Here is a 14,037-nt window from a genome sequence, read left to right as displayed (position 1 = left end):
TTGCTTACTTATCAGCTATTGATCATCTCGGTAGGATTCTCCCCATCGTGATCGCCCACAGCTGCGGTCTTCACTCACAGGAGAGTCCCATGAAACTGTTGCACATCGATTCGAGCATCCTGGGCGACAATTCCGCCTCGCGTCAGCTGAGCCGTGAAGTGGTCGAAGCCTGGAAGGCTGCAGACCCAAGCGTTGAAGTGGTTTATCGCGACCTGGCTGCCGATGCCATCGCCCACTTCTCCGCTGCCACCCTGGTCGCTGCAGGCACCCCTGAAGACGTACGCGACGCGGCCCAGGCTTTCGAAGCCAAGCTGAGCGCCGAGACGCTCGAAGAGTTCCTGGCTGCCGATGCCGTGGTGATTGGTGCGCCCATGTACAACTTCACCGTGCCGACCCAGCTCAAAGCCTGGATTGACCGCGTAGCCGTCGCCGGCAAGACCTTCCGCTACACCGAAGCCGGCCCGCAAGGCCTGTGCGGCAACAAGAAAGTGGTGCTGGTTTCCACTGCGGGTGGCCTGCACGCTGGCCAGCCGACTGGCGCCGGGCATGAAGACTTCCTGAAAGTGTTCCTGGGCTTCATCGGGATTACTGACCTGGAAATCGTCCGGGCCCACGGCCTGGCCTATGGCCCGGAGCAGCGCAGCCAGGCGATCGATGCTGCACAGGCGCAGATTGCCAGCGAGCTGTTTGCGGCTGCCTGATCAAGGGAGCGTTTGGTTGCAAGCGTGGCCCTGTCGAAACACAAGGCCACTCCAACCTGTAGAAGCGTTCAGGCCACCGGGATGAGCGGATCAGCTGCCGCCAGGGCCGATGCCCGGTCAGCCGCTGGCGGATAAATCCACACTGAATTGATCTGGCGCTTCAGCGCCTTGGCTTCGGCCTTGTCCTCCGGTGGCGAAACCTCACGGTCCCATCCTTCGGTGTACACCGCGCCCCAGGCCCCCAGGTCCAGGCACGTCACGTACTTGGGCTGGCTGTAAGCCGTTGGTGCTACGCCAAGCAACTCGGCAGCGGCATTGTTGCCCGCATGGCGCCCCAGCGCAATCGCATGTTGGCACGACATCACGGCATGATTGCCAAGCTCGTCACAGGTGGCGTAGGCCACGTCTCCAGCTGCATACACGGCATCATTGCCCTTGACCTTCAGGTTGCCATCGACATGCAAGCGGCCGCGGTTGTCGCGCTCGCCGCTGATCTGTTCGGTGAGCGGGTTGGCCTTGAAGCCAACCGTCCAGACCACCGTGCTGGCGTCGATCCGCTGGCCGTTGTCCAGCTGCACACCGGCAGGGTCTACCGAAACTACTGTGGCACCGCAAACCCACTCCACGCCCAGTGCCTCGCATGCCTGCTCGATGGCTGGGCGAATGCCGTCACCCAGGGCTGCGCCAATCCTGGCGCCGCGGTCGATTACCACTATGCGCAACGCGGCGTCTTCACCCAGTATCGCGCGCAAGCGGGCCGGCAATTCGGTGGCCGTCTCGATGCCGGTAAAACCGCCCCCGGCTACCACCACGGTATTGCGTGCCGGCGTGTTCGGCAGGCTGGCCAGTGACTTCAGGTGGGCTTCCAGGCGTGCGGCGCTGTCGAGCTTGTCGACGTCGAAGGCATGCTCGATGCCGACCATGTCAGGGCGCTCGAGCTCACTGCCGCAGGCCATGATCAGACGGTCGTAGGGCAGGGTGCAGCGAGTGCCGCTGCGAGTGCGATAGCCCACGCGGCGGGCCGCTTCATCGATGTGGTAGGCCGTGCCCTGCACGAAACGGACATTGACAGCGTCGAACAGCGCCTGCAGTGGTGCGGCCATGGTATGCACGTCTGGCTCGTAGAAGCGCGGACGCACATGCAGTTCAGCCTGGGGCGCGAGCAAGGTGACCTCGACGCCCTTGCTGCCGTTGAGGTCAAGCTGGCGGATGGCGCTGAGTGCGCTCCACAGGCCGGCAAAGCCCGCACCAATGATCAGGATCTGCTTCATGGTTGTGCTCCTTTGAAGTTCGGTGGACAAGGTAGACCGTATTGCCGGTCAACGGTGTTACCAGGGCTTGCTGGAGTGCTTCAGAATGTTGGCGGCGTGATCACCCAGATCACCACGGCATCCACTTCACCGGGGTTGCCGTAGCGGTGAGGTTCCTGGCTCGAGAAGCTGAAGCTGTCGCCTTCACTCAGCTGGAAATACCGCTCGCCTACCCACAGCTCAAACGTGCCGCTGAGCAGGTAACCGGCTTCTTCGCCGTCGTGGCTGTAGCTTTGCTGGCTGTAGGTACCTGGCGGGAAACGTGAGTGCAGCATCTCCAGCTGGCGGTTGGGCTGGGGGGTGAGCAGTTGATCGACGATGCCATCTTCGTAATGCACGCTCAGGCGGCTGTTGCGCCGCACCACATAGCCTTGGTCTTCGGGCGCGGTGGTGGCCTCGCTGGCGAAGAACCACTGGATGGTCACGCCCAGGCTGCGGGCGATGTTGAACAGCGCCGGGATCGACGGGTAGGAGAGGTTGCGCTCCAGCTGGCTGATGTAGCCTGCGGTCAGTTCACTGTGTGCGGCCAGCTCCGCCAAGGTCATGCCGCGGCGCTTGCGCAGGCCGCGGATGCGGGTGCCGAGGAACTGCGGCGCGGCGCCCCCGGGTTCGCTGGCGGGGGGCTGGGGGGGTTGGCTCATGCGCGTCGGTCCATCGCAAAAGCCGCAGTATGTACAGCCTCAGAGCGCCCAGGCAACCGTCAGGCCATCGTGAATCGCTTCTTCGGCCGTGCGCGGCGCCAGGCAGTCGCCAATCCGCCGTACGTCCACCACACCTGCCAGTTCAGTGGCCAGGCGGTCTTGCGGTTGATGCCCCATGCACAGCACCAAGGTGTCGATGCCTTCGAAGATCATCGGATCGCCGCTGGCGGTGTGCTGCAGGTACACCGTGTTGTCGTCGCTGCCGTACAGGCGTGCGTATGGGGTGACAGGGATACCCAGGCGATGCAGCTCGCCGGCCAGTTGGTCACGTACGTAAAGCGGCAGGCTCTCGCCGCAATGAGTGCCGTTGACCGCCAACTGGACCTGATGGCCTTCGCGCACCAGGCGTTCGGCGATACCGGGGCCGATCCAGTCACAGCGCCAGTCGATCACCAGCACCGAACGCCCCGGTTTCACTTCATTGCGCAGCAGTTGCCAGGCGTCCACTACCTGAAGCTCGCCGGTACGCTCGAACGCCGGCCAGTAGGGGGTGGCTCCGGTAGCAGCAATGACCAGATCAGGGCGCTCACGTTCGACCAGTGCGCGGTCGACCCGGGTGTTGCGCACCACTTCTACACCTGCCAGGGCCATTTCCCGTTGCAGGTTGGTACTGGCACCCCCGAACTCGCTACGCCGTGGCAGTAGCTGGGCCAGTAGCACCTGCCCACCGAGCTGCGGGCCCGCCTCGTACAGCGTGACCTGGTGCCCGCGCGCGGCGGCCACGGCGGCGGCCTTCATGCCGGCCGGCCCGCCGCCGGCGATCATTATGCGTTTGGGCGAGGAAGTGGGCGTGAGGTGCCCGTACTGCAACTCACGCCCGGTTTCCGGGCGCTGGATGCAGGAAATGGGCAAGCCACGATGGAAATGGCCGATGCATGCCTGGTTGCAGGCGATGCAGGCGCGCACGTCTTCGACCTGGCCGCGTTCGGTCTTGGCTGGCATCGACGGATCGCAGATCAGCGCCCGGGTCATGCCGCACACATCAGCCTGGCCGCGGGCCAGGATCAGCTCGGCTTCCTGGGGCTGGTTGATGCGCCCGGTGACGAACAGGGGGATAGCCAGCTGTTGCTTGAAGGTGCCAGCCTCGCGGGCCAGGTACGCCGGTTCGATGGCCATCGGTGGCACGATATGGACCGCGCCACCCAGCGAGGCCGAGGTACCGGCGACGATATGCAGGTAGTCGAGCTGGCCCTGCAAGGCCATGGCAGCAGCCAGTGACTCGTCCTCACTCAGGCCCTGGCTGTCGCGCTCGTCAGCGCTGATGCGCAGGCCAATGATGAATTGCTCATCGGTGGCCGCGCGCACTGCGGCCAGCACTTCGCGCAAGAACCTCAGGCGCTGATCCAGGTCACCGTTGTAGCCATCACTGCGTACGTTCACCCGCGGGTTGAGAAACTGCGCGGGCAGGTAGCCATGGCTGGCCACCACCTCGACGCCATCCAGGCCGGCCTGGTGCAGGCGGCGGGCGGCGCTGGCGTAGCCCTGGACGATTTCGTCGATCATTGCCTGGTCCAGCGCCCGTGGCATCACCCGGAAGCGCTCATTGGGCACCGCAGACGCCGAGTAGGCTACCGCCAACAGGCCGTCTGCCGACTCCATGATCTCCCGCCCAGGGTGAAACAGTTGCGACAGCACCACGGTGCCGTGCGCATGGCAGGCCTCGGCAAGCTGGCGGTAGCCGTCGATGCAGGCATCGTCAGTGGCCATTAGCACATGCGAGGTGTAGCGGGCACTGTCGTGCACCCCGGCGACCTGCAGCACGATCAGGCCGACGCCGCCGGCAGCGCGGTCGCGCTGGTAGGCGATCAGCTTGTCGTTGACCAGGTTGTCGGTGGGCAGGCAGGTGTCGTGACCGGTGGACATGATGCGGTTTTTCAAGCGTTTGCCGCGGATCTGCAAGGGCTCGAACAGGAGTGGGAAGGCGGTCTGCATCAGGCGGCTCCGGTGCGGTGTTGTTATTTTTACTTATAAAAGTGTAGCGATAGTAAAAAATCAACTTGTTTTTTTACTTACGTCTGTCTAGGTTTTCCTCACTCGCATGGCGAGGGTGTGACCTCAGAACAACAAGAAAACGGGCCCGTCGGGCACCGCCAGGAGGAAACTACGATGCAGCTATATCCACGTGTGACCGGCCTTTGTGCAGCCTTGTTGGCCCTTGGCCTGAGCAATGCGCAAGCTGCGCAGCAGATGGTCGTGGTCGGTTATGGCGGTGCGGGCCAGAAGGCCCAGGATGAGGCGATCTTCAAGCCCTTCGTTGGCCAGGACGGCAGCCAGCTGATCCAGAGTGAATACAACGGCGAAATGGCACGGATCCAGGTCATGGCCGACACCGGGAATGTCGATTGGGACGTGGTGCAGATCGAAGGCCCTGACTTGATGCGCGGCTGCGACGAGGGGATTTACGAGCGCCTGGATTGGCAGCGCCTGGGCCATGCAGCCGAACTGATCCCGGCAGCCGCACAAGATTGTGGGTCGGCCGCGCTGGTCTGGAGCGTGGCTATTGCCTACGACCGCAGCAAACTGGCCCAGGCGCCGGCGTCGTGGGCCGACTTCTGGGACGTCGACAAGTACCCTGGCAAGCGCGGCCTGCGCAAACGTGCGGTGTACAACCTGGAATTCGCGCTGTTGGCTGACGGGGTCAAGGTCGAGGACGTATACCGGGTATTGTCCACGCCGGCAGGTGTCGAGCGGGCCTTCGCCAAACTCAGTGAACTCAAACCCCATATCCAGTGGTGGGACGCCGGCGCTCAACCCGCGCAATGGCTGGCAGCCGGTGACGTGGTCATGACCTCCACCTACAGCGGACGAATTGCGGTGGCGGCGCAGCAGGGCAGCCCGTTGGCCGTGGTATGGCCTGGCAGCCTGTACGGTATGGACTATTGGGCGATCATCAAAGGCTCGCGGCATGTCGACCAGGCCAAGCGGCTGATTGCCTATGCCAATCAGCCGGATACCCAGGTGCGGTATGTGCAGCAGATACCCTATGGGCCAACCAATACCCAAGCCGCGGCCAGGCTTGACCCGGCGCTGGCCAACTGGGTACCCACTTCGCCACAGAACCTGCAAGGGGCGCTGGCCATGAACGTGGAATTCTGGGTCGATCATGGCGAAGAACTGGAGCAACGCTTCAATGCCTGGGCCAGCAAATAGCGTTCAGTAAAGGGGCAACAAGATGACTGAAACGGAACTAAGCCTGCGTCGGGAGCTGGCTGCCTGCTACCGGCTGATCGCGCACTTTCGCATGAGCGATCTCATCTTCACGCATATCTCTCTGCGCCTGCCTGGGCCGGAGCACCATTTCCTGATCAACCCGTACGGCCTGCTCTTCGAGGAGATCACAGCGTCCAGCCTGGTGAAGATCGACCTGCAGGGGCGGCCGGTGGGGGCTGCCTGTCATCCGGTCAACCCGGCCGGGTTCGTCATTCACAGTGCCATTCACGCTGCCCGCGAGGATGCCCGGTGCGTGCTGCACACCCACACCCGCGCAGGCTGCGCGGTGGCCGCATTGGAATGTGGCCTGCTGCCGGTCAACCAGATGTCCATGGAGTTTTACGGCAATGTGGCTTACCACGCCTATGAGGGCGTCGCGCTGGACATGGATGAACAGCAACGGCTGGTGGCCGACCTGGGCAACAAGCCGGTGATGATGCTGCGCAACCATGGGCTGTTGACCACGGGGCGCAGTGTGGCTGAAGCCTTCTTGCGCATGTACTACCTGGAGAAGGCTTGCGAGATCCAGTTGGCGGCACAAAGTGCTGGGCAACTGATATTGCCGTCGACCGAAGTGTGCGTGCGTACCGAACGGCAGTTCAACGCGCCGGGGAGAGGGTTGAAGCAGGGGGAACTGACCGACCCGGATGCGCTGCACTTGGCGTGGGCGGCGTTGTTGCGAATGTTGGAAAAGGTGGCGCCTGGTTATCTGGATTGAACCTGTGCTTGCTGATTTGGCAGTTAGTCCTCCAGCCGACAGCGGGCGGACGGAACAGTCACTGTAGTGCAACCATTGGTTTCAACTGTGCTGGTCCCTTCTCAAGGAATACCGTTATGCTGTAACGAAATATGTCTAAAAAGCCTGCAGAAGGAAGTCGCAATGCCACTCAAGGACCTGCTTATCGCCCTGGTGGTGATTGTCGCCTGGGGCGTCAACTTTGTGGTCATCAAGGTTGGCCTCGACGGGCTGCCACCGATGTTGCTGGGGGCATTGCGTTTCTTGCTGGTGGCGTTCCCGGCGATCTTGCTGGTCAGGCGGCCCAAACTGCCGTGGCGCTGGCTGATCGCTTACGGTGCGACCATTTCACTGGGCCAGTTCGCGTTCCTGTTTCAGGCCATGTACAGCGGCATGCCGCCAGGGTTGGCTTCGTTGATCCTGCAGTCGCAAGCCTTCTTCACCCTCGGTTTTGCTGCGTTGTTTCTCGGTGAGCGGCTGCGCCTGGCCAGCGTGCTGGGGCTGCTGGTGGCGGCCGGCGGCCTGGCACTGATCGGCAGCGAAGACGGCGGCCATGTGCCCATGCTGGCGTTGGTGCTGACCCTGTGTGGCGGTGCGATGTGGGGCCTGGGCAACATCATTACCCGACGGTTCGGCTCGGTCGACCTGGTCGCGTTGGTGATCTGGGGTGGGCTGATACCGCCACTTCCATTCCTGGCACTGTCCTGGTGGCTGGAAGGCCCCGAGCGCATTGGCCATGCCTTGGCCAATATCAGTTGGAGTTCGGTGCTGGCCCTGGCGTATTTGGCCTTTGTGGCCACCATGCTCGGCTACAGCCTGTGGAGCAAGTTGCTGTCGCGTCACCCGGCAGGCAAAGTGGCGCCGTTCTCGCTGCTGGTACCGGTGATTGGCCTGAGTTCGTCGGCGTTGCTGCTGGGAGAGCGCCTGACCGCTACGCAGGGCTGGGGCGCATTGCTGGTGATGGCCGGCCTGCTGGTGAATGTATTCGGTGCGCGCATCGGTCAGCGTTTGCGGGCTGCCAACGCGTAAAGCGCTTAAATCTACCGAACTGCGCTCTGTTAGAATCGGCCTCTTTTTGCCAGGCCAACGGAGCGCATCCATGATCATTTCCACCACCAGCCAGCTCGAAGGCCGCCCGATTGCCGAATACCTGGGCGTGGTCAGTTCTGAATCGGTGCAGGGCATCAACTTCGTGCGCGATTTCTTTGCACGGTTTCGCGACTTCTTCGGTGGCCGTTCGCAAACCCTGGAAAGCGCGCTGCGCGAGGCCCGGGAGCAGGCCACTGAAGAACTCAAGGCCCGGGCACGACAGTTGCAAGCCGATGCGGTAGTGGGGGTGGATTTTGAGATCAGCATGCCGTCGGTACAGGGCGGCATGGTCGTGGTATTTGCCACCGGTACGGCAGTGCGCCTGAAGTAAAGCCCTTTGCCATTGGTCGGCTACAAGGTTCTTGTCCGGTCGGTCCGCAAATGACCAGCTAGTCTCACTTTCACAGGCCGCGTTTCCTGGGCAACTTGTCTGGTTGCCGACGCGACCGCCACTGGAGGGAGACTGGGCATGAGCGAATCCTTTTTCGAAGACCTGAACGATGCGTTCCCGATCAACAGCCAGGTGCGTTGCGGCCAGGCGGCATTTCGCCTGGGTTTCGCCCACATGACGCTGGATGATTCCGAACAGCTCCAGCCTGCACATTTGCAGCGCAGCAAAAAAGGCCGCTTCATGCCGCGGGTACCGCTCAAGAAGTGATCCCGCGTCTGCACACACCCCGCCCAACGGCGGGGTTTTTATTGCCATTCGTTGATCCGCCTCATGGTATTGCCCGGTAGCGCTCGCCGGATGGCCCGGCCTGTGGTTTTCTGACGCGGCATTCCAGCAACGGAGGATTGAATGCTCATGCGAGTCAGGGAAGAAACCTATTGGCAGTGGGCCGACGCACAGCTGCACAGCCGCTGCCACGACGAAGCACTCAGCGACGGCACCACACTGGACGTGCAGGTGCGCTTGTCGCGCCTGGGGGCGACGCAGCTGTTTCTGGGGTTGTACGCCGGGGATGGGCGGGCGTTGCTGGAAGAGTATTACCCCGCGCTGCCGGGCGAGACCATGACCCGTGCGCTGGTGTGGGGTGTCGACCGCGCCCGGGCGATGGCAACAGGCGCCTTGCCTCTGCCGGAAACCCGTCTGCAGCGGCGCCAGGCATGAAAAAGCCCGGCCTATGCAGGCCGGGCTCTGGTAAGGGTGCGAACCCTCAATTCAGCGGTTCGATCACCTTGACTGCCTGCTGCTCGCGGGCAGCGGGCCATTCTTGTTGCAGGGTCTGCAGCACGCGGCCAACGAATTCAGTGTCGGCGGCGGCTTTCTTGCCGACGTAACCTTGGCCACGGCGGTAGACCTTGAAGCGGGCACGCATGCTGGGCAGGTGCTCTTCAAATTCATCTTCGACGGTGTTCGGTGGCAGGCGGTCGAGGCGCACTTCACCGGTTTGGCTAACCCACAGCAAATGGTCGTCAAGGCTGTCCTTGCGCACGGCGAACAGCTGGGCCAATTGGTCGATAGTCGGATTGTTGTTCAAGTTCATCATAAAGCCCCCATTACCCATTCATAGGTGATTTTCACAGTTGGCGCTATTACGGTGTAGCGCACTACCAAGGCTGCTACAGCAGCATCGCAACAGGGGCTTTCTCACGCTGCCTTTTGGACAGTTTCCCTCTCCACGGACGGCCTGCGTTACCGCGCAGGCCGTCTGGAACACCCTTGCCACCGCTCCCGATCGGGGAGACGGCTTCATCATGCCCAAGCGCGATGAACGGCGTCAACCATTTTGTAGTGAATATTTTTGCTCACTACATTCTGTCGTTTTGTCCGACAATCAACGCGAGCGTTATAAGCCGGAAAGGATGTCGAAGGCGGCTTGAACCCGCGCCTGGTTGGGGTAATTCCGATTGGCCAGCAGCACGACTGCCAGCTGTTCTGCCGGCACGAACGCGGCGTACGCGCCGAAGCCGTTGGTGGCGCCGGTCTTGTTGTACCAGGCTGCCGGTAGCGCGGGCAGGGCCGGTTGCAAGCGAGTGGTGGCCTGCGGTTCGCGGATCAGCTGTGGGCTGTTGCCATCGATCAGTGTGCTCAGCGTGACCGGGTAGGGGTAGCGTTCCCAGCCCAGGCCTTGCGTCATGGCGCCAACCTGGAAGTAGCCCTGCTGGGTAATGGCGGTGGCTTTCGCCAGGGCCGGTGGCAGGCCCTGCGGCTGCATGTGCAACCGCACATAGCGCAGCAGGTCGCTGGCGCTGGTTTTGATGCCGTAGGCCTCATCGGCGTAAGGGCCGGGCCCTACACGCACCGGCTTGTCGTCGGCGTCATACCCTTGGGCATAAAGCCCCTGGGCGCTGGCCGGAACCTGAAGGTAGGTGTTTTTCAGGCCCATCTTCGTCAGCAGGCCCTCACTCATCAGCGTGGAAAACGGTTGGTGCTGCGCACGGGCGGCCAGGTCACCGAACAAACCCAGGCTGGGGTTGGAGTAGCAGCGCTGGGTGCCAGGTTTGGCACGAGGTTGCCAGTGGCGGAAGAAATCGACTACCTGTTGCGGTGTTTGTACGGTGTCGGGGAACTGCAGTGGCAGGCAGTCGGCGCTATAGGCGCCCAGTTCCAGCACCGTCGCGTCGCCGATGGGGACGCCGGCCAATGCCGGGTGATAGCGCTTGGCCGGGGCCTCGAGGTCAAGCTTGCCCTCGGCGCTGGCAAGCGCGGCCAGGGTGGCCGTGTAGGTCTTGCTCAGCGAACCGATCTCGAACAGCGTATCGCGGCTGACCGGTACGTTGTCGGCCTTGCTGGCCACACCGTAGCTGAAGTAATGCGCGTGGTCGCGTGCATAGATGGCCACAGCCATGCCGGTGATGCCTTGTTCCTGCATGAGCGGGCGGATGATCTGGTCGACCTTGGCCTGTAACTGGTCGTCGGCCTGGGCGCTGGCAGGGCCTAAGGCAAGGGTAATGGCGGCTGCAAGTGCAGCCAGACGTGGGCGGAGCATGGTGAGTCCTTTTGTGGAGCGTGTCCGTTGAGCGATACCACTCGGGGTTCCGGCGTTAGCGACGGGGAGCCAAAGACCTTATCGTCTGCCCACCCACCATGACAAGATGGATACAGTGATGAAGTATTTGCGCATGTTATTTGACAATTTCACCCTGGCCTTGCTCGGTGTGGTACTCATCGCCACCGTACTGCCTTGCTCGGGCGATGGCGCGGTGTATTTCGGCTGGCTGACCAACCTGGCCATTGGCCTGTTGTTCTTCCTGCATGGCGCCAAACTGTCCCGTGAAGCCATCATTGCCGGTGCCGGGCACTGGCGCCTGCACCTACTGGTGTTCTCCTGTACTTTCGTATTGTTCCCGCTGCTGGGCCTGGCGTTCAAACCTCTGTTCGTACCGCTGGTGGGTAACGAGCTTTATCTGGGCATCCTGTACCTGTGTGCCTTGCCTGCAACCGTGCAGTCGGCCATTGCCTTTACCTCGCTGGCCCGCGGTAACGTGCCAGCGGCCATCTGCAGCGCGGCGGCCTCCAGCCTGCTGGGTATCTTCCTCACCCCGTTGCTGGTGATGCTGCTACTGGGCGCCGGTGGTGATACAGGTTCCGGCCTGGATGCGGTGTTGAAGATCACTTTGCAGCTGCTGGTGCCGTTCGTTGCCGGGCAGGTCGCGCGGCGCTGGATCGGCGCCTGGGTCAAGCGCAATGCGCGCTGGCTCAAGGTGGTGGACCAGGGTTCGATCCTGCTGGTGGTGTACACCGCCTTCAGTGAGGCCGTGGTTACCGGTTTGTGGCACACCGTATCGCCGCAGCACTTGGCGGGGTTGTTCGTGGTGTGCGCAATTCTGCTGGCAGTGGTGCTGTTTGGCACCCGCTTGCTTGGCAAGGCGCTGGGCTTTGACCTTGAGGATCGCATCACCATCCTGTTTGCCGGCTCCAAGAAAAGCCTGGCTACGGGTGTGCCCATGGCCCAGGTGTTGTTCGTGGGCAGTGGCATTGGCGCGATGATCCTGCCGCTGATGCTGTTCCACCAGATACAGCTGATGGTGTGTGCTGTGCTGGCGCAGCGTTATGCCAGCCGTGAGCAGGCGGTGGAGGCTTCGGCGGTGTCTTGAGCGCCTTTACGTTCCCATGTAGATGCTGTGTTGGCGGTCAAGCTTTTCTGCGGTGCTGAGAGCTGAAAAGCTTGGTCGTATCAAAGGGTTGATAGCCGCGAAGAGGCCGGGCCTTCTGGCCAATCTCCACCCGTCGTTCATCGTTGCCGCCGCCACCGTATTCGCGGGTAAACCCGCTCCTACCTTGGTTCGCGCTAACGGCTGAATTTTGCGCCGGGCAAGACAGGCGCTGTAGATGTGGAGCGCAATGGCAGCGATCAGCGGGCCAGGCCTGAACGACGCTCGCGCAGCGCCTTGTCGACTTCGGCCTCGATCTTGTAGGCCGGCCCCTCCAGGTCGTCGAAGTTGCGCGTATAGCGTCGGGCAAATTCCTCCACGCCCAGCTCCTGATACTGCTGCACATGCTTGAGCTCGTGCGCCCACAAGGCCACGTTGTCCTCGGCATCGGCGGTCCGGCGGAAGATGATCGTGTCGATCAGTGTAACGGCGTTCACATCGGGGTTCTGCATTAGCGCATTGGCTGCGCTGATCTGTTGCTCATCCCCCACCCGGAAGCGCGCCGCGTCGAGCACGGCAAAGTCATACCAGGGTTCCAGCTGCGCCCGAATATGCAACGGAATCGGCTGCACACCGCTGGCCGTGGCTTCGTCGCGGGCCTGGCGCAAGGCGTATGCCAGGCTGGACGAGGCCATGACCTCCACATCCTTGAGGATCTGCCCGGCCTGGCCTGGGTCGATCGGGGCGCAGAAGCAGCCCATCAGGCACACTTGATACTGCCCAGGCGGGCAGGCCTGTTCGGCAAGCGCAGGGAGGGCCAATAGCAAACCCAGCAGGGCACTAATCCGCCTCATGCAGGGCCTGTTCGACAAACTGGCGGCTGGCGCCCAGTACCTGCGCTTGCACGCTTTCACTGGCCAGCATGCGCCCGACCAGCAATGCCCCTACGCACTGGCTGATCAGCACCCAGGCCAGCTGCTCATCCTCCAGGGTTGTGCTCCAGGCCCGGTGCAGTTCTACCAGCCAGTGCTCAGCCACTTCACGCACCGGCGTGTCGGCCCGGGCGATTTCCACACCCAGCGGCGGCAACGGGCATCCACCTTCGGCATTGCGCAGGTGGACCAGGCTCAGGTACTGCTGCAGGCAGCGGCCCAGGCGTTCACGGTTGGCTCCCTTGCTGGCCAGGCGTGCCAGGGGGCTGTTGCTCAGCTCCTGGCGTACCACCTCGGTAAACAGGTCGTCCTTGGACGGGAAGTGGTTGTAGAAGGCACCGCCGGTCAGGCCGATCGCTTTCATCAACCCGGCCACGCCGGTACTGGCAAAACCCCCGCGCTTGGCCAGCGCGCCGCTGCTGGCCAGCAACCGTTCGCGGGTTTGCTGTTTGTGTTCGTTGGAGTAGCGCATTCACATGCCTCGGCAAACAGGCTTGACGATGACCGCGATCATAACATAGCGTTCGTTTACTAAACGATCATTTACCAATGGAGGCAGGCATGTCAGAACAACAAAAAGTCGTGCTGGTGATCGGGGCGGGCGACGCCACTGGCGGCGAGATCGCCAAGCGTTTTGCGCGTGAGGGCTATATTGCCTGCGTAACCCGTCGCCAGGCCGACAAACTGCAGCCGCTGCTGGAGGAAATACACGCCGCTGGCGGCCAGGCCTACGGTTTTGGCTCTGATGCGCGCAAGGAAGAGGAGGTGGCCGAACTGGTAGAGACTATCGAGCGTGATATAGGTCCGATTGAGGCATTTGTCTTCAATATCGGTGCGAATGTGCCGTGCAGCATTCTCGAGGAAACCCCACGCAAGTACTTCAAGATCTGGGAAATGGCCTGCTTTGCCGGTTTCCTCACCGCGCAGGCGGTGGCCCGGCGCATGGTTCAGCGTGAGCGCGGCACAATCCTGTTCACCGGCGCTACAGCCGGTACCCGCGGCGCAGCCGGTTTTGCCGCCTTCGCCGGGGCCAAGCATGGCTTGCGTGCCCTGGCACAGAGCATGGCGCGCGAGTTGGGGCCACGCAACATCCATGTCGCCCATGTGGTGGTGGACGGTGCCATCGACACGGCCTTCATCCGCGACAGCTTCCCCGAGCGCTATGCCCTCAAGGACCAGGATGGCATCCTTGACCCGGCGCACATTGCCGACAGTTACTGGTTCCTGCACGCCCAGCCCCGCGACGCCTGGACCTTCGAGCTGGACCTGCGCCCCTGGATGGAACGCTGGTAACCCCCGTTAACATGCAAGGACCGTCAC

The 14,037-nt window shown here is 62.5% G+C and carries 16 protein-coding genes; 9 read left to right on the top strand and 7 right to left on the bottom strand.

Annotated elements, in window-relative coordinates; all coding sequences use genetic code 11:
* The first annotated feature begins 89 nt into the window (after nt 1-89).
* Nucleotides 90-701 (top strand): FMN-dependent NADH-azoreductase, encoded by a 612-nt coding sequence (locus LU682_RS16305; RefSeq protein ID WP_010953771.1) that lies wholly within the window; start codon nt 90-92, stop codon nt 699-701.
* Between the two features lie 68 nt (nt 702-769).
* On the opposite strand, the gene LU682_RS16300 is transcribed toward LU682_RS16305, so the two are convergent.
* From LU682_RS16300 to LU682_RS16290, 3 genes are all read right to left on the bottom strand, one after another.
* Nucleotides 770-1,972, bottom strand: coding sequence for an NAD(P)/FAD-dependent oxidoreductase (locus LU682_RS16300; RefSeq protein WP_010953772.1), 1,203 nt, complete (start codon nt 1,970-1,972; stop codon nt 770-772).
* An 80-nt stretch (nt 1,973-2,052) separates the two neighbouring features.
* Nucleotides 2,053-2,652 carry a helix-turn-helix domain-containing protein gene (locus tag LU682_RS16295; RefSeq protein WP_010953773.1) on the bottom strand — a complete coding sequence of 200 codons (600 nt, stop codon included), beginning with the start codon at nt 2,650-2,652 and terminating at the stop codon, nt 2,053-2,055.
* 39 nt (nt 2,653-2,691) lie between these two features.
* A complete protein-coding gene (locus LU682_RS16290) occupies nt 2,692-4,644 on the bottom strand; it encodes an oxidoreductase (protein ID WP_010953774.1) in 1,953 nt (650 codons plus the stop codon).
* Between the two features lie 174 nt (nt 4,645-4,818).
* On the opposite strand from LU682_RS16290, the gene LU682_RS16285 reads away from it, so the two are divergent.
* From LU682_RS16285 to LU682_RS16260, 6 genes are all read left to right on the top strand, one after another.
* Nucleotides 4,819-5,862, top strand: coding sequence for an ABC transporter substrate-binding protein (locus tag LU682_RS16285; protein WP_060488939.1), 1,044 nt, complete (start codon nt 4,819-4,821; stop codon nt 5,860-5,862).
* Between the two features lie 22 nt (nt 5,863-5,884).
* Nucleotides 5,885-6,640, top strand: coding sequence for a class II aldolase/adducin family protein (locus LU682_RS16280; RefSeq protein WP_010953776.1), 756 nt, complete (start codon nt 5,885-5,887; stop codon nt 6,638-6,640).
* 162 nt (nt 6,641-6,802) lie between these two features.
* Nucleotides 6,803-7,687: an EamA family transporter gene (locus LU682_RS16275; RefSeq protein WP_003253899.1), complete on the top strand. Its 885-nt coding sequence runs from the start codon at nt 6,803-6,805 to the stop codon at nt 7,685-7,687.
* Nucleotides 7,688-7,757: 70 nt separating this feature from the next.
* Entirely contained in the window at nt 7,758-8,078 is a 321-nt protein-coding gene (locus LU682_RS16270; protein ID WP_003258990.1) for a YbjQ family protein, read from the top strand.
* Nucleotides 8,079-8,216: 138 nt separating this feature from the next.
* Nucleotides 8,217-8,405: a hypothetical protein gene (locus tag LU682_RS16265; RefSeq protein WP_003253897.1), complete on the top strand. Its 189-nt coding sequence runs from the start codon at nt 8,217-8,219 to the stop codon at nt 8,403-8,405.
* Nucleotides 8,406-8,546: 141 nt separating this feature from the next.
* Nucleotides 8,547-8,858 carry a hypothetical protein gene (locus LU682_RS16260; RefSeq protein ID WP_010953779.1) on the top strand — a complete coding sequence of 104 codons (312 nt, stop codon included), beginning with the start codon at nt 8,547-8,549 and terminating at the stop codon, nt 8,856-8,858.
* A 46-nt stretch (nt 8,859-8,904) separates the two neighbouring features.
* Here LU682_RS16260 and LU682_RS16255 read toward each other — a convergent pair whose 3' ends face one another.
* Together LU682_RS16255 and ampC are read right to left on the bottom strand one after the other, a co-directional pair.
* Complete coding sequence (locus LU682_RS16255) at nt 8,905-9,237, bottom strand: hypothetical protein (protein ID WP_003253895.1); 333 nt, start codon at nt 9,235-9,237, stop codon at nt 8,905-8,907.
* A gap of 300 nt (nt 9,238-9,537) precedes the next feature.
* A complete protein-coding gene (ampC, locus tag LU682_RS16250) occupies nt 9,538-10,680 on the bottom strand; it encodes a class C beta-lactamase (protein WP_010953781.1) in 1,143 nt (380 codons plus the stop codon).
* 106 nt (nt 10,681-10,786) lie between these two features.
* Here ampC and LU682_RS16245 point away from each other — a divergent pair, with 106 nt between their 5' ends.
* Nucleotides 10,787-11,788 (top strand): bile acid:sodium symporter family protein, encoded by a 1,002-nt coding sequence (locus LU682_RS16245; protein ID WP_010953782.1) that lies wholly within the window; start codon nt 10,787-10,789, stop codon nt 11,786-11,788.
* Nucleotides 11,789-12,045: 257 nt separating this feature from the next.
* On the opposite strand, the gene LU682_RS16240 is transcribed toward LU682_RS16245, so the two are convergent.
* A complete protein-coding gene (locus LU682_RS16240) occupies nt 12,046-12,639 on the bottom strand; it encodes an eCIS core domain-containing protein (protein ID WP_060488941.1) in 594 nt (197 codons plus the stop codon).
* Entirely contained in the window at nt 12,626-13,189 is a 564-nt protein-coding gene (locus tag LU682_RS16235; RefSeq protein WP_010953785.1) for a TetR/AcrR family transcriptional regulator, read from the bottom strand. The genes LU682_RS16240 and LU682_RS16235 overlap by 14 nt, the downstream gene beginning before the upstream one ends.
* Nucleotides 13,190-13,278: 89 nt before the next feature.
* On the opposite strand from LU682_RS16235, the gene LU682_RS16230 reads away from it, so the two are divergent.
* The gene (locus LU682_RS16230; RefSeq protein WP_010953786.1) at nt 13,279-14,010 is read left to right on the top strand and encodes an SDR family oxidoreductase; all 732 of its coding nucleotides are present in this window, start codon (nt 13,279-13,281) and stop codon (nt 14,008-14,010) included.
* Nucleotides 14,011-14,037 lie beyond the last annotated feature (27 nt).

The sequence above is a fragment of the Pseudomonas alloputida genome, from assembly GCF_021283545.2.
GTDB classification, from domain to species: Bacteria; Pseudomonadota; Gammaproteobacteria; order Pseudomonadales; family Pseudomonadaceae; genus Aquipseudomonas; species Aquipseudomonas alloputida.
The sequence above is the reverse complement of the archived record's forward strand: the minus strand, read 5'-3'. Positions and strand labels throughout refer to the sequence as shown.